Annotated in this window: 13 protein-coding genes; 6 read left to right on the forward strand and 7 right to left on the reverse strand. The window is 72.8% G+C overall.

Translation table 11 applies throughout. The features are described from left to right. Positions 1-3 precede the first annotated feature (3 nt). From ACFVYX_RS15935 to ACFVYX_RS15945, 3 genes are all read right to left on the reverse strand, one after another. Complete coding sequence (locus tag ACFVYX_RS15935; protein ID WP_389681958.1) at positions 4-1,833, reverse strand: glycosyltransferase family 2 protein; 1,830 nt, start codon at positions 1,831-1,833, stop codon at positions 4-6. A 394-nt stretch (positions 1,834-2,227) separates the two neighbouring features. Next, positions 2,228-2,521 carry an MTH1187 family thiamine-binding protein gene (locus ACFVYX_RS15940; RefSeq protein WP_389681959.1) on the reverse strand — a complete coding sequence of 98 codons (294 nt, stop codon included), beginning with the start codon at positions 2,519-2,521 and terminating at the stop codon, positions 2,228-2,230. After that, complete coding sequence (locus tag ACFVYX_RS15945; protein WP_389681960.1) at positions 2,518-2,862, reverse strand: DUF3817 domain-containing protein; 345 nt, start codon at positions 2,860-2,862, stop codon at positions 2,518-2,520. The genes ACFVYX_RS15940 and ACFVYX_RS15945 overlap by 4 nt, the downstream gene beginning before the upstream one ends. Before the next feature lie 126 nt (positions 2,863-2,988). Here ACFVYX_RS15945 and ACFVYX_RS15950 point away from each other — a divergent pair, with 126 nt between their 5' ends. The 4 genes from ACFVYX_RS15950 to ACFVYX_RS15965 all read left to right on the forward strand — a co-directional run bounded on the left by ACFVYX_RS15950 (position 2,989) and on the right by ACFVYX_RS15965 (position 5,901). Beyond that, positions 2,989-3,621 (forward strand): AIM24 family protein, encoded by a 633-nt coding sequence (locus tag ACFVYX_RS15950; protein WP_389682098.1) that lies wholly within the window; start codon positions 2,989-2,991, stop codon positions 3,619-3,621. Beyond that, positions 3,621-4,271, forward strand: coding sequence for an AIM24 family protein (locus ACFVYX_RS15955; RefSeq protein WP_389681961.1), 651 nt, complete (start codon positions 3,621-3,623; stop codon positions 4,269-4,271). The genes ACFVYX_RS15950 and ACFVYX_RS15955 overlap by 1 nt, the downstream gene beginning before the upstream one ends. Then, positions 4,268-5,053, forward strand: coding sequence for an AIM24 family protein (locus ACFVYX_RS15960; RefSeq protein ID WP_389681962.1), 786 nt, complete (start codon positions 4,268-4,270; stop codon positions 5,051-5,053). The genes ACFVYX_RS15955 and ACFVYX_RS15960 overlap by 4 nt, the downstream gene beginning before the upstream one ends. Before the next feature lie 371 nt (positions 5,054-5,424). Further along, on the forward strand, positions 5,425-5,901 hold the full coding sequence (locus ACFVYX_RS15965) for a MarR family winged helix-turn-helix transcriptional regulator (protein WP_389681963.1): 477 nt from the start codon (positions 5,425-5,427) through the stop codon (positions 5,899-5,901). 12 nt (positions 5,902-5,913) lie between these two features. Here ACFVYX_RS15965 and ACFVYX_RS15970 read toward each other — a convergent pair whose 3' ends face one another. The 4 genes from ACFVYX_RS15970 to ACFVYX_RS15985 all read right to left on the reverse strand — a co-directional run bounded on the left by ACFVYX_RS15970 (position 5,914) and on the right by ACFVYX_RS15985 (position 11,459). Beyond that, the gene (locus tag ACFVYX_RS15970) at positions 5,914-8,256 is read right to left on the reverse strand and encodes a M48 family metalloprotease (RefSeq protein ID WP_389681964.1); all 2,343 of its coding nucleotides are present in this window, start codon (positions 8,254-8,256) and stop codon (positions 5,914-5,916) included. Beyond that, positions 8,253-9,128, reverse strand: a complete 876-nt coding sequence (locus tag ACFVYX_RS15975) for a hypothetical protein (RefSeq protein WP_389681965.1) — start codon at positions 9,126-9,128, stop codon at positions 8,253-8,255. Before ACFVYX_RS15975 ends, ACFVYX_RS15970 begins: the two co-directional genes overlap by 4 nt. A 136-nt stretch (positions 9,129-9,264) precedes the next feature. Beyond that, on the reverse strand, positions 9,265-10,221 hold the full coding sequence (meaB, locus tag ACFVYX_RS15980; RefSeq protein ID WP_389681966.1) for a methylmalonyl Co-A mutase-associated GTPase MeaB: 957 nt from the start codon (positions 10,219-10,221) through the stop codon (positions 9,265-9,267). A gap of 29 nt (positions 10,222-10,250) precedes the next feature. Next, positions 10,251-11,459, reverse strand: coding sequence for an acetyl-CoA C-acetyltransferase (locus tag ACFVYX_RS15985; protein ID WP_389681967.1), 1,209 nt, complete (start codon positions 11,457-11,459; stop codon positions 10,251-10,253). A gap of 137 nt (positions 11,460-11,596) precedes the next feature. Here ACFVYX_RS15985 and mce point away from each other — a divergent pair, with 137 nt between their 5' ends. After that, positions 11,597-12,049 (forward strand): methylmalonyl-CoA epimerase, encoded by a 453-nt coding sequence (mce, locus tag ACFVYX_RS15990; RefSeq protein ID WP_389681968.1) that lies wholly within the window; start codon positions 11,597-11,599, stop codon positions 12,047-12,049. Positions 12,050-12,234: 185 nt separating this feature from the next. Continuing rightward, positions 12,235-15,094 (forward strand): polarized growth protein Scy (scy, locus tag ACFVYX_RS15995; RefSeq protein WP_389682099.1); only part of this gene is annotated, 2,860 nt, incomplete at its 3' end.

The following is a 15,094-nucleotide window of genomic DNA, read 5'->3' on the forward strand; positions in this document are numbered from 1 at the left end:
GGGTCAGTTCCCTCCTGTCGTCGTGGGAGCCGGTGCTGCGGGCGTGGACGGCATGGTGGCCGCGGCACGGACCTCGACCCCTTCGCGGGCGTCGGCGAGGCCGCGGGCACGCGCGCGGACGCGGCTGCGGGCACGGGCGTGCTCACGGATGCGCAGGGCGCGCCGGTCACGGAGGCCGGTGAAGACCCAGACGCAGAGGGGGGCCAGGGCGATGACCAGGGCGAGGGCGGCCCAGGTCCGCATGGCGGCGTGGGTGTGGCCGAAGTGCACGGACGCGGCGAGCGAGGCGATGAGGACCGCCGCCCAGGAGAGGTGGATGCGGAAGGTGAGGACGCGGTCGGGGCTGGTCTGGCCGCCCTTGGGGGTGACGACGAAGCGGCCGCGGGTCCGCAGGACCGCCGAGCCGAGGGACTTGAGGTAGATGGGGGCGGCGAGCGCGGACATCACCATGCCGGCGAGGCCGCCGGAGCCCTCGGGTTCGTGGGGCGAGACGTTGTGCCGCCGGTTCCAGAGGTAGAGGCCGATCTGGAGCGCGACGGCGTCGCTGTAGATCATCAGCCACACGGAGGTGGAGACCTGGGTGCCGGAGGCGCCGAACCAGAGGTAAAGGACGCCGCTGAGGATGCCGAGCAGCCAGTTGATCGCCGTCATCGGGTAGTAGACGAGCATCAGGGTGTAGTTGAGGAGGCGGCCCGGCGGAGTGCGGAAGGGCGCCTTCCAGTACTGCTTGATGATCGTCTCGTACGTGCCGCGGGACCAGCGGAGCTGCTGGGTGAAGAAGTCGCTCCAGGAGGCGGGGCCCTCGCCGACCGCGAGGACGTCGGGGGTGTAGACGGAGCGCCAGTAGTGGCCGGTGCGCGGGTTCTTCCTGCGGTGCAGTTCGAAGCCGGTGGCCATGTCCTCGGTGATCGAGTCGTACAGGCCGCCGATCTGCTTGAGGGCGGAGATCCGGACGACGTTGTTCGTGCCGACGAACATGGGCGCGTGGTAGCGGTTGCCGGCCCGCTGGATGAGGGCGTGGAACAGGAACTGCTGCGACTCGGCGGCCTTGGTGACGAGGTTGGTGTAGTTGCCGTACACCTGCGGACCGACGACGAAGGCGATGTCGGGGTCGCGGAAGTAGCCGAGCATCCGCTCCAGGAAGTTGGGGAGCGGGACGTGGTCGGTGTCGACGGAGGCGAAGTAGTCGTAGCCGTCGCCGTGCATGGCGAGCCAGGCGTTGTAGTTGCCGTGCTTGGTCCTCGCCTTGTGCGCGCCCTTCCCGCGGTTCCACTCGGGGACCCCGGCGCGGGTGAAGTGGCGTACGCCGAGTTCGGCGCAGAGCGCCTTGGCCTCGACCGAGTCGCCCTCGTCGAGGAGCCAGACGTCGAGCGTGCCGTCGTGCCGCAGCCGCGTGGCGCCCTCGAGGGTGCCGCGGACCATGGAGATCGGTTCCTTGCCCGGGACGTACGTGGTGAGGAAGGCGACGCGGGTGCCCTTCTCGGCGTACACGGGTATCGGGTCGCGCGCGACCATGGTGGCGTGGGCGATCGACGTGACGTTCACCAGCATGAAGAGGCAGATGAGGCCGATCGACACGAGCATCACGGTGTCGAGGTGGACGAGCCAGCGGTCGCCGCCCTCGCGGACGGTCCAGTGGCTGGGCCAGACGAGGTAGGCGAGGAGCAGCGCGGAGAGGACCGGCGCGAGGCTCATCAGGAGGACCGCTCGTATTCGGTGCGGCTCCTTCGCGAGCAGGCTTCGGTACTGCACCGTGTAGGCGGCCGGATCCGGGTCCGTGAGCGGACCGGCGAGTCGGCTGTAGGTGTCGTAGTCGTAGCCTCCCGGCCGCACGGTGCCTCCAGCTGTCGTCGAACGGGTCGATACCCCAACGAAAGGGGACATCGTTCGGCGTGTCGACTGGAGTCGTCCGAGTGAGGGTTTTTACGCGCGCGACGGTTCCGTGGCCGCGATGCGCACATGACGGCCTTTCGGGCGACCGGGTTCGGCTCTCCGGCGGCCGCCATCAGGGCACTGAGCTGCTCCGGGGCATGAAAGGCGGGCGGGCCGAGGGCCGTTCGGGTGCGGGCGGGCACCCCACGGGAGCCGCGCGCCGGCCGGAGGGCAGCGAGAAGCCCCCGGGCCTGGAGCAGGACCGGGGGCGAGGCCTACGGCGAGGCGGACGGCACGTGGACATCGTCGACCCCGCCTGCGGCGGGGTGGTGGTCCGGACGGACCGCGTGGCGCGTCAGGCGCCGAGGTGGCGCTCCACCGTCTCGACCTTCGAGGTCAGACCGTCCGTCACGCCGGGGCGGATGTCGGCCTTGAGGACCACGGAGACCCGGGGTGCCCGCGCCTCGACGGCGGCGACGGCCCGCTTCACGACGTCCATCACCTGGTCCCACTCGCCCTCGACGGTGGTGAACATCGCGTCGGTGCGGTTCGGGAGGCCGGACTCGCGGACGACCCGGACGGCGTCGGCGACGTACTCGCCGACCTCCTCCCCCACACCGAGCGGGGTCACCGAGAACGCGACGATCATGCCTTCACCGCGTTCTCGGCGCGGGCGCGGGAGGCGATGACCGCGTCCTCGGCCTCGCGCTTCAGCTTCCGCTCTGCGTAGAAGCCGCCCAGCGGCAGCACCGAGAGGACGAAGTACAGGGCGGCGGTGCCGAAGCTCCACTTGGTGCGGTTCCAGGCGTCCAGCCAGAACAGGACGTAGAGGATGAACAGCACGCCGTGGATCGCGCCCATGACCGGCACCGCGTTGAAGTCCGTCGTCCGCTTGAGCACCGAGCAGACCAGCAGGAGCAGGAACGAGACGGCCTCCGGTGCGGAGACGAGCCGGAGCCGGTGGAGGGAGGAAGCGGTCTTGATGTCCACGGAGGGGGTCACCTTCGTTCGATCTTTGAACGGGATCTTGTGAACGGATGCACAAGGGCCTGTCCATTGTGCACGCCGACTTTGCTGTCTCTTTATCCGGGTCCCCAGTACCTTCGACGGGTGGCAATGTTCCGACTCCAAGGCAGCAAAGTGCTCGCCGTCTCGATGACCGGCGACGCCGTCAAGGCGAAGAACGGCTCGATGGTCGCCTACGACGGCCAGATGGCGTTCAAGAAGATGAGTGGCGGCGGTGAGGGCCTGCGCGGCATGGTGACCCGCCGGCTCACCGGTGAGCAGATGGAGGTGATGGAGGTACGCGGCCAGGGGACCTGCTGGTTCGCCGACCGGGCCTCCGAGATCAACCTCGTCAGCCTGCACGGCGACAAGCTGTGGGTCGAGGCGAGCAACCTGCTCTGCACCGACGCGGGCCTGCGCACCGGCACCACGTTCACCGGCATGCGCGGCGGGGCCACCGGCAACGGCCTCTTCACCACGACCGTCGAGGGCACGGGCCAGGCGGCGATCATGTCCGACGGCCCGGCGGTCGTGCTGCGGGTGACCCCGCAGTACCCGCTCCAGGTCGACCCCGGCGCGTACATCGCCCACCAGGGCAACCTCCAGCAGCACTTCCAGTCGGGTGTGACCTTCCGCACCCTCATGGGCGAGGGCGGCGGCGAGGCCTTCCAGATCCGCTTCGAGGGCGACGGACTCGTGTACGTCCAGCCCAGCGAGCGGAACACGATCGGGGGCGACGTCTAATGCCGTTCCGCGAGATCAACTCGAAGATGGTCGAGGCGACCGTCATCCCGGGGCAGCGGATGTTCAGCCAGCGCGGCGCGATGCTCGCGTACCGCGGCGACGTCACTTTCACGCCGAACACGGCGGGCGGTCAGGGCGGCCTGATGTCGATGATCGGCCGCCGGGTGGCCGGCGAGGCGACGCCGCTGATGACCGTCGAGGGCAACGGCACGGTGATGTTCGGGCACGGCGGCCACCACATCCAGGTGATCGGCCTGACGGGCGAGACCCTGTACGTGGAGGCCGACCGGCTGCTCGCCTTCGACGGCACCCTGGAACAGGGCACGATGTTCATGGGCTCGCAGGGCGGGGTCATGGGCATGGTCCGCGGCCAGGTCACCGGCCAGGGCCTCTTCACCACCACCCTGAAGGGCCACGGCGCGGTGGCCGTCATGGCGCACGGCGGGGTCATCGAACTGCCGATCGCCCCGGGCCGCCCGGTCCACGTGGACCCGCAGGCGTACGTGGCCCACCACGGCGACGTACGGAACAAGCTCTCCACCGCGCTCGGCTGGCGCGACATGGTGGGGCGCGGCTCGGGCGAGGCGTTCCAGCTGGAGCTGAGCGGCAGCGGCGCGGTGTACGTCCAGGCCTCGGAGGAGAAGCTGTGAGCACCCCGGTGATCCACGACCCGGCGACCCTTCCGTCGGACGACAACGTGAACCCGTACACCTTCTGCGTGGAGCTCAAGGGCTCCCAGTGGTTCCTGCAGAAGGGCAAGATGATCGCCTACTACGGGCGGATCGAGTTCAACGGCATCGGGCTCGGGCGGCTCGACCGTCTTGTCCGGACATCCTTCCACTCGCCGCTCCACGCGAGCGACTGGGTGGTCGCCGAGGGCAGCGGGAAGATGCTGCTCGCGGACCGGGCCTTCGACGTGAACTCGTTCGACCTGGACGAGGGCAACCTGACGATCCGTTCGGGCAACCTGCTCGCCTACCAGCCGACGCTGGCCCTGAAGCAGTCGATCGTGCCGGGCTTCGTGACGCTGATCGGCACGGGCAAGTTCGTGGCCGCGTCGAACGGTCCCGTGGTCTTCATGGAGCCGCCGATGCGGGTGGACCCGCAGGCCCTGGTGGGCTGGGCGGACTGCCCGTCCCCCTGCCACCACTACGACCACGGCTACATGACGGGCGTGATGGGCGGCTTGCGGGCCCTGACGGGCATCGGCGGGACCTCGGGCGAGGAGCACCAGTTCGAGTTCGTGGGCGCGGGCACGGTGCTGCTCCAGTCGACGGAGCTGCTGATGGCGGACCGTGCGATCGGTGGGCCCCCGGCCCAGGCGGGCGTGCCCGGCGGCCACGGAGGGCACGGTTCCGGCCAAGCGGCGCAGGGTTCGGCACCGCGCCTTCCCGGCCAGCTGGGGGACCTCCAGCGTCGTTTCGGGCTCTGACCGCCCCTCCGCCCCGGGGCCGGAACCTCCCGGGCGGGCATCACGCGTGCGGAGTACTTGCCCCGGGGGGCGAGGCTCCGCACGCGGTACGGGCGTCTCCTCGGCCCTGTACGCGGGGTACGGGTGTCTCCCCGGCCTTGTACGCGGCGCGGGAGCGCGATTCGGCCTTGCGGCCCGGCCGTGGGACGGTAGGCGGATTCCGGCCCACCGCAGGCGGAGATCGCCTCTCTTCACTGAGTGAGCGGTAGTCTGCGGAGTGTGACGTCCTCGAACGTCTGCGCTCGTGCCGGGTCCCGGCGCCCGACGGCTGGTGCTCGGCGTCACGCCCCCAGGCTTCGTCAAGTATTCAACTTCTTAGGTAGAATCCATACATGGAGACCGAGACCGCCACCCCGTGGCTCACCGACGGCGAGCAGTGCGCCTGGCGCACCTTCCTGGACGTCCAGAGGATGCTGACGTACCAGCTGGAGAGGGATCTCCAGCCCTTCGGTCTGACGATGAACGACTACGAGATCCTGGTGAACCTCTCGGAGTCGGCGGAGCGGCGGCTGCGCATGAGCGACCTGGCCGCGGCCACCCTCCAGTCGAAGAGCCGGCTCTCCCACCAGATCACCCGGATGGAGAACGCCGGGCTCGTCCGGCGCGAGAACTGCGAGTCCGACCGGCGCGGGCTGTACGCCGTCCTCACCGACGACGGCATGGAGACCATGCGCAAGGTCGCCCCGCACCACGTCGAGTCGGTGCGCAAGCACTTCATCGACCAGATCGGCGGAGAGGCCCTCGGCGAACTCCACGCGTCCCTGAAGCCGGTCGCCGAACAGCTCCGCGGGCGGCGCGGCAAGCCGTAGCCCTCCGGCGGCTCAGGTTCCGGCCCGGCGCTTCGAGCGGCGGGCCAGGGCCGCGCCGAGCAGCAGGGCCACCGCCGCCGCGATCAGCCCCCACCACTGCGTCTGGAGGGCGATCCACCACGCCGTGGAGGTGGGGACGGGCCGGCAGTAGTCCGCCGCGTCGAAGCCCCAGTGCAGACAGCCGAAGTGGTCCCGCGAGACCAGCAGTCCCAGGTGCAGCAGCGGTCCGGCCAGCGCCGCCGCCAGGAGGCCGTGCAGCCGGCCCCACGTCCCCGCCCGTGCCCGGGTCCTGCGCGCCACGACCAGGGCCAGGACCACCTGGACCAGCCCTGCCAGGGCCAGACCGTGCAGGAAGTGGCTCCACAGCAGCAGCTCGGGGGCGAACAGGGCGCTCAGGACGTGCACCGCCCAGCACAGCACCGCTCCCCCGCCCCCGGTCCACGCGGCGGCCCGCAGCGCGGCGCCCGGACCCGGCTCGGGCTCGGGGGCCCGCCACCCGGCGGGCGTCGGGCCGAGCAGATACGCGTCGGGCCGTACGGGACCCTTCGCGGCCGCCCGCCGGGCCAGGACGCCCCCCAGCATCGGCACCAGCGCCACCGCCGCCATGAGCCCCGTCATCGCGAGCGGCGGGTTCGGCACCAGATAGACCACCGCGGCCACGGGGAAGCGCAGGACGTCGGGCAGTCCCGCCCAGCGCCGGTTGGTCCCCAGCGTCTCCGTCCACGTCGCCAGCTGGAGCAGGTACGCGAGCCAGAGCGCGATCAGCGGGACGGCGCAGCAGACCAGGAACACGAGCACCACCCGTGGCCTCCGGGCCGTCAGCGCCACCGGCACCCAGGCCCGCGCGGTACCCGCGACCCACCACACAACCAGCTGCCCGCCGGCGGCCAGCGCGGCCAGTGAGAGCAGCAGGGTCGGCGGCGAGATCTCCATCACCGAGCCGAGCGACAGGGCGTACTCGTTGGATCCCAGGCTGCCGAGGGCGAGGCCGAAGCCGAGGAGCCGGCCCACGTCGGCGATCCGCTCGCGCGCCCGCTCCGGCTCCGGCTGCGCTGTCTCCTGTCCCGCACGGCCGGCCATGAGGAAGGCCGCGAGTTCGACCCGCCAGAGCGCGAGGGTGAGCCCGGCGCCCAGGATCAGCGCGAGGGGAAGCACGGCGAGCGCTCCGGAGCGGTCGAGGCCGGGGAGCCCGTCGCTGAGGCCGATGACGGGCTCGTACGAGAAGGACGCGGCGATCCCGAACGCGAGTGCGCTGCCCGGCCCGAACCTGAACAACAGGCCGGTGTCGGCGAGGGCGCGCAGCCGGGTGCGGGGGTGGGGGTGCGTGGAGAGCATGTCGTCCGGGTCCCGCTCCCGGGCCTCGGGGGCCTGGCCCGGCGGCTTCGGGGCCCCGCCTGCCCTGCGCCGGCGCTTCGGAGGCGGGGCGGGCGGTTCCGGCTGCGTCTCCGCCGCCTCCGTCAGGACCTTGCGCAGCCCCTCCGCCCCCTCGGCGGTGAGCGCGGCGCGGGCGTCGGCGTGCAACTCCCTGCTGCGCAGGACCGACTTGCGGGCCAGCGGGATGATGACGCCCACCAGGGCCAGCTGGAAGGCGCTCAGGAGGTAGAAGAGCAGCGGACCCGACCTGCCCGGTGAGAGCAGCGGTGTCAGCGGGCTGAAGAGGGCGGGCAGCAGCAGGAACCACAGGTACAGGCGCCAGGCCGCGTCCGTGAGGAACGCGATGTCCACGTCTCTGTTGCGCAGATGGGCGAGCTCGTGCAGGACGATCGCCCGGAACGCGGCGGGGTCCCGCTCGTACAGCTGGAGCAGGCCCCGGCTGAGCATGACGTACCGGCGTCCGCGCCGCCCGAAGGCGAGTCCCGTGGCGGCCGGGGCGAGCAGGTCGACGAGGAAGACCGGCGTCTCGGGCACGCCCGCGACCCGGCAGAGCCGGTCGAGCTCGCGCGCGGTCGCGGGCAGCGCGGCGGCCGGGAAGGGCCGCAGTCCGCGCCGGCGGATGCGCAGGGCGGGGCGGAACCAGTACAGGGCGAGGACGGCGAGCCAGAACAGAGCGAGCGGCAGGAGGTTGACCAGGGCGGAGCGGGCGATGGAAGGGCCGCCGCAGATGTCCTCCCACTGCTCGGGCGGCGGGGTGGAGCGGCCCGCCTTGAGGTCCTCCAGGATGCGGAAGAGGCACTGCTGGGTGCCGACGGGGTCGAGCGCGTCGAGATCGACGAGGAGCCAGCCGGTCCAGGCGCCCCCGGTGGTACTGGCCGCCGCCGACATCGCGAGGACGAGCAGTCCGAACCGGAGGGTGGTCCCGGAGGTGACGGCGAACGGGTCCGGACGGAGCTGGGGCGGTGCGGCGGGGACGGTCACCGTTCCGGGGTGACGGGAAGGACGAGCCCCCCGACGATCGCGTCGGCGAGCAGCCCCGCCCGCTCCTCTTCGAGCCCCAACGCCCGCGCCCGCTGAAAGGCAACCTCCCGAATCCGCCCGAGACTCCCGTCACCGACGCCGGGGAGGCCGGCTTCGGGGGACGCGACGGTGCCGGGGAGGCCGGCGGCTCCGGGGGGCACGACGGTGCCGGGGAGGCGGGTGGCTTCGGCAGCCCCGGTGCCTTCGGCCGCTCCGGCGACTCCCGCAGCCCCGGCAGCCCCGGCAGCTCCGGCCACGCGGCCCTCGGAAGGGTCCGGGGCCGGCTGCGGCCCGGCGGGCGCCTCGGTGGTGTCCACCACCGCACCGGGGCGGGGACCGGCCGGCTCCTCGGTTCCGGCCGGCCGCTCCTGGCCGCCGCCCCCGCGACCCGCGTCGCCGCCCTCCGGGCCACCGTCCCCGCGACCCGCGTCGTCGTCCTCCCGGCCACCGTCCCCGCGACCCGCGTGATCGCCGTCCGGGTCACCCGTCCGGCCGCCCTCCCCGTCCCGCTCCCCGTCGCCGCCCCGGTTCCGCCGGAACAGTCTGCGGAGCCGTGGTGTGGATCGTTCCGCGAGGGCCTGGCCCGCGTCTGTGGAGAGCTGGCGGAGGACCTCGACCGAGACGGCGAGGGCCACGCCCGTGAGAAGTTCGCCGACGATCTCGATGCCCATGCCGAGCGGTTCACGCACGGGGTGCGACCCGGCCGCCCGGGAGGGGCCCGGTGGGCGGGCGAAGTACGCGGCGGCGGTCTCGTCGAACAGGGCCAGCTCGTCCGGTGCGATCTCCGTGACCGCTCTCCGGGCGAGTGCGGCGGCCCGGGCATCCCCGTTCATGCCCCGAGCCTCACAGAGCGCGAACGACCCCGTCAACCGGTCGGCATCCGGCCAACTGGCCGACACCCGAGGGCAATTGAGAAGGGGCGGGGCCCGGGTCGCACCACCCGGGCCCCGCCCCTTCTCACGACGCGGCTCAGTTGCCCGTCAGGCTCGCGACCAGTTCGTCCGAGGCCGCGTACGGGTCGAGGCCGCCCGCCACGATCCGTTCCGCCAGCGCGTCCAGGCGCCGGTCGCCGTGCAGGTCGCCGATCCGCTCGCGCAGGGCCGTGACCGCGATGGTCTCGACCTCGCGCGCGGCGCGGGACCGCCGGCGCTCCGCCAGGACGCCGTGCTCCTCCATCCAGGCGCGGTGCTTCTCCAGGGCCTCCACGACCTCGTCGATGCCCTCGCCCCGCGCGGCGACCGTCTTGACGATCGGCGGCCGCCAGTCGCCGGGACCGCGCGCCTCGCCCAGGCCCAGCATGTGGTTGAGCTCGCGGGCGGTGGCGTCGGCGCCGTCCCGGTCGGCCTTGTTCACCACGTACACGTCGCCGATCTCCAGGATGCCCGCCTTCGCGGCCTGGATCCCGTCGCCCATGCCCGGCGCGAGGAGGACGACCGAGGTGTCGGCCTGGGAGGCGATCTCGACCTCCGACTGCCCGACGCCGACGGTCTCCACGAGGATCACCTCGCAGCCGGCCGCGTCGAGGACGCGGATGGCCTGCGGGGCGGACCAGGCGAGCCCGCCCAGGTGGCCGCGGGTCGCCATGGAGCGGATGTAGACGCCCGGGTCGGAGGCGTGCTCCGACATCCGGACCCGGTCGCCGAGAAGCGCTCCCCCGCTGAACGGCGAGGACGGGTCGACGGCCAGGACGCCGACCCGCTTGCCCGCCCGCCGGTAGGCGGAGACGAGGGCGGACGTCGACGTGGACTTGCCGACGCCGGGCGAGCCCGTCAGGCCGACCACGTACGCCCCGCCGGTGAGCGGCGCGAGGGCCGCCATCACCTCGCGCAGCTGCGGGGACGCCCCCTCCACGAGCGAGATCAGCCGGGCCACGGCCCGTGGCCTGCCCTCCCGTGCCTGGGTGACCAGAGCGGGGACGTCCACCATCTGCGCTGCTCCTTGCCTGAGCCGGGTGCTTACTTGCCGTTGCCGGGGACGCGCACGATCAGCGCGTCGCCCTGACCGCCGCCGCCGCAGAGGGCCGCGGCGCCGATGCCGCCGCCGCGCCGCTTGAGCTCCAGGGCCAGGTGGAGCACGACGCGGGCGCCGGACATGCCGATCGGGTGACCGAGGGCGATGGCGCCGCCGTTGACGTTCACCTTCTCGGGGGTGACCCCGAGGTCCTTCATTGACTGCACCGCGACCGCGGCGAAGGCCTCGTTGATCTCGATGAGGTCGAGGTCCTCGACGCTCAGGCCGTCCTTCTTGAGGGCGTGCTGGATCGCGTTGGACGGCTGCGACTGGAGCGAGTTGTCCGGGCCGGCCACGTTGCCGTGGGCGCCGATCTCGGCGATCCACTCCAGGCCCAGCTCCTCGGCCTTGGCCTTGCTCATCACGACGACGGCGGCGGCACCGTCGGAGATCTGCGAGGAGGTGCCCGCGGTGATGGTGCCGTCCTTGGCGAAGGCGGGACGGAGCTTGCCGAGGGACTCGGCGGTGGTCTCCGCGCGGATGCCCTCGTCCTTGGAGAAGACGACCGGCTCGCCCTTGCGCTGCGGGATCTCGACCGGGGTGATCTCGGCCTCGAAGATGCCGTTCTTCTGGGCGGCGGCGGCACGCTGGTGCGAGAGGGCCGCGATCTCGTCCTGCTCGGGGCGCTTGATGCCCAGGCGGGTGTTGTGCTTCTCCGTGGACTCGCCCATGGCGATGTTCTCGAAGGCGTCGGTGAGGCCGTCGTACGCCATCGCGTCGAGCATCTCGATCGCGCCGTACTTGAAGCCCTCGCGGGACTTCGGCAGCAGGTGCGGGGCGTTGGTCATCGACTCCTGGCCGCCGGCGACGACCACGTCGAACTCACCCGCGCGGATCAGCTGGTCGGCGAGGGCGATGGCGTCGAGGCCCGAGAGACACACCTTGTTGATGGTGAGCGCGGGGACGTTCATGGGGATGCCCGCCTTGACGGCGGCCTGGCGGGCGGGGATCTGGCCGGCGCCCGCCTGGAGCACCTGGCCCATGATCACGTACTGCACCTGGTCGCCGCCGATGCCGGCCCGGTCGAGGGCGGCCTTGATGGCGAAGCCGCCGAGCTCCGCGCCCGAGAAGGACTTGAGCGAGCCGAGCAGGCGACCCATGGGCGTGCGGGCGCCCGCGACGATCACTGAGGTGGTACCGGTCTGTCCAGACATGAGGCACGGCCCCTAGGGATGAGGAGTGAACGAGGGTTTACCGCCAATGTACTGAGGGGCGCCGCGCGCGGTCACCGGGCAGCCGGTGTGACGGCGCGCACGTTGCGTAACCGGCTTCCCGGCGTTGCACTGGAGGCATGCTGACGCGTATCGACCACATCGGGATCGCCTGTTTCGACCTGGACAAGACTGTCGAGTTCTACCGTGCGACGTACGGTTTCGAAGTCTTCCACTCCGAGGTCAACGAGGAGCAGGGCGTCCGCGAGGCCATGCTGAAGATCAATGACACCTCTGACGGCGGGGCCTCGTACCTCCAGCTCCTGGAGTCGACGAGGGAGGACTCCGCCGTGGGCAAGTGGCTCGCCAAGAACGGCGAGGGCGTGCACCACATCGCCTTCGGTACGGCGGACGTGGACGGGGATGCCGAGGCCATCCGAGGCAAGGGGCTGCGGGTCCTCTACGACGAGCCGCAGACCGGCTCGATGGGCTCCCGGATCACCTTCCTCCACCCCAAGGACTGTCACGGGGTGCTCACGGAACTGGTCACCTCGGCGAAGCCGTCCGCTGACCACTCCTCAGCGGAGCACTGACCCCCGGATTCCTGGCCCGGTAGAGTGGGCGGCTCCGGGCCGGGGCCGGTCGGGGCCGCTCCGCGCGACACCGAAGTCGGGATGTCGGGGTCGTCCGATCTGTCACGATTCCCCGGGGGTCCGTCCTCGGCCGTGAGGGCGGTGCCCGTAGGAGTGTTGCGACCAGGGGACGGATGGACCGCGCAGTGCGGGGCTACGAACGCCAGGAGAGCCACCGAGCTGAAGACGACCATCTCGCCAGGTTCGAAGCCGAGATGGACCGGCTGAAGACCGAACGCGAGAAGGCCGTCCAGCACGCCGAGGACCTCGGTTACCAGGTCGAGGTCTTGCGTGCCAAGCTCCACGAGGCGCGCCGCACCATCGCGTCCCGGCCCGCGTACGACAGCGCCGACATCGGCTACCAGGCCGAGCAGCTGCTGCGGAACGCGCAGGCCCAGGCGGAGCAGCTGCGCCAGGACGCCGAGCGCGAGCTGCGCGAGGCCCGCGCCCAGACCCAGCGCATCCTCCAGGAGCACGCCGAGCACCAGGCCCGGCTCCAGGCCGAGCTGCACAACGAGGCCGTCCAGCGCCGCCAGCAGCTGGACCAGGAGCTGAACGAGCGCCGGCAGACCGTCGAGGCGCACGTCAACGAGAACGTCGCCTGGGCCGAGCAGCTGCGTGCCCGTACGGAGTCCCAGGCCCGCCGGCTGATGGAGGAGTCCCGCGCGGAGGCCGAGCAGTCGCTCGCCGCCGCCCGCGCCGAGGCCACCCGGCTCGCCGAGGAGACCAGCCGCCGGGTCGGCGCCGAGGCCGAAGCGGCCCGGGCCGAGGCCGAAGCGATTCTGCTGCGCGCCCGCAAGGACGCCGAGCGGCTCATCGGCGCCGCCTCCAGCCAGGCCCAGGAGGCCACGAACCACGCCGAGCAGCTCCGCTCGGCCACCACCGCCGAGACCGACCAGGCCCGCCGGCAGGCCACCGAGCTCTCCCGCGCCGCCGAGCAGCGCATGCAGGAGGCGGAGGAGAAGCTCCGCCTCGCCCGCGCCGAGGCCGAGAAGGCCCTCGCCGAGGCCAAGGACACGGCCGCCAGGCAGCTCGCCACCGCCGAGTCGGTCAACGAGCAGCGCACCCGTACCGCCAAGACGGAGATCGCCCGTCTCGTCGGCGAGGCGACCAAGGACGCCGAGGCCCTCAAGGCGGAGGCCGAGGAGAAGCTGCGCGAGGCGACCGCGCTCGCGGAGAAGCTCGTCGCGGAGGCCTCGGAGAAGGCTCGTACGGCCGCCGCGGAGGATTCCGCCGCCGCGCTCGCGAAGGCCGCGCGGAACGCCGAGGAGATCCTCACCAAGGCGTCCGAGGACGCCCGGGAGACCACCCGCAAGGCCTCCGAGGAGGCCGAGCGGGTCCGCCGCGAGGCCGAGACGGAGGCCGACCGGCTGCGCGCGCAGGCCGAGGAGCAGGCCGACGAGCTGCTCGGCTCGGCGAAGGACGACACCAAGGAGTACCGCGCCAAGACCGTCGAGCTCCAGGAGGAGGCGCGACGGCTGCGCGGCGAGGCCGAGCAGCTGCGCGCCGAGGCCATCGACGAGGGCGAGCGGATCCGCGGCGAGGCCCGCCGCGAGGCCCTCCAGCAGATCGAGGAGGCGGCGAAGACCGCCGAGGAGCTCCTCACCAAGGCCCGTACGGACGCCGACGGGCTGCGCGCCAAGGCCGGTGCGGAGAGCGAGCGGGTCAAGTCGGAGGCGATGGAGCGCGCCCAGACGCTCCGGACCCAGGCCGAGGAGACCCTGGAGCGGACCCGCGCGGAGGCCGAGCGGCTGCGCGCCGAGGCCGAGGAGCAGGCCGAGTCGGTCAAGGAGGCGGCCGAGAAGGCCGCCGCCGGACTGCGGGCGGACGCCGAGCGGGCCGCGGAGGCGCGCCGCGCGGAGGCCGCGGAGGAGCTGACCCGGCTGCACACCGACGCCGAGGCGAAGGTGGCGGCCGCCGGGGAGGAGCTCACCGACGCGCGGGCCGAGAGCGAGCGGATCCGCCGCGAGGCCGCCGAGGAGACGGAGCGGCTGCGGACCGAGGCCGCCGAGCGCATCCGTACGCTCCAGGAGCAGGCCGAGCAGGAGGCCGAGCGGCTGCGCGCCGAGGCCTCGTCGGACGCGTCGGCCACGCGTACGGAGGCGGAGAGCGCGGCGGTACGGCTGCGCACGGAGGCCGCGGAGGAGGCCGAGCGGCTGCGGTCGGAGGCCCAGGAGACCGCCGACCGGGTACGGGCGGAGGCCGCCGCCGCCGCGGAGCGGGTCGCGGCCGAGGCCGCCGAAGCCCTCGCCGCCGCGCAGGAGGAGGCCGTCCGGCGCCGCCGGGAGGCCGAGTCGACCCTCGAGTCGGCCCGTTCCGAGGCCGGCCGGGAGCGTGAGCACGCCCGCGAGCAGTCCGAGGAGCTGCTCGCCGCCGCCCGCAAGCGGGTCGAGGACGCGCAGGTCGAGGCGCAGCGCCTGGTCGAGGAGGCGGACGCGCGGGCGACCGAGATGGTCACCGCGGCCGAGCACACCGCCCAGGAGGTCCGGGACTCGGTGGCGGGTCTGCGCGAGCAGGCCGAGGAGGAGATCGCCGGGCTGCGCAGTGCCGCCGAGCACGCGGCCGAGCGGACGCGTTCCGAGGCGCAGGAGGAGGCGGACCGGGTCCGCGCCGACGCGCACGAGGAGCGGGAGCGGGCGACCGAGGACGCCGGCCGTGTCCGGGCACGCGCCCAGGAGGAGACGGAGGCGGCGAAGGCGCTGGCCGAGCGGACCGTCACGGACGCGATCGCCGAGGCGGAGAAGCTGCGGACGGACACCGCCGAGTACGCGCAGCGGGTACGGACGGAGGCGACGGACTCACTCGCCTCGGCCGAGCAGGACGCCGCCCGCACCCGGGCGGACGCGCGGGAGGACGCGAACCGGATCCGTTCGGAGGCCGCCGAGCGCGCCGAGTCGGTGGTCGGCGAGGCGCGTACGGAGGCGGAGCGGATCGCCGCCGAGGCGGATCAGGTCCTCGACGAGGCCCGTAAGGCCGCCGACAAGCGACGCGGCGACGCCGCCGAAC

The organism is Streptomyces sp. NPDC058326 (genome assembly GCF_042879855.1).
Taxonomy (GTDB): Bacteria; Actinomycetota; Actinomycetes; order Streptomycetales; family Streptomycetaceae; genus Streptomyces.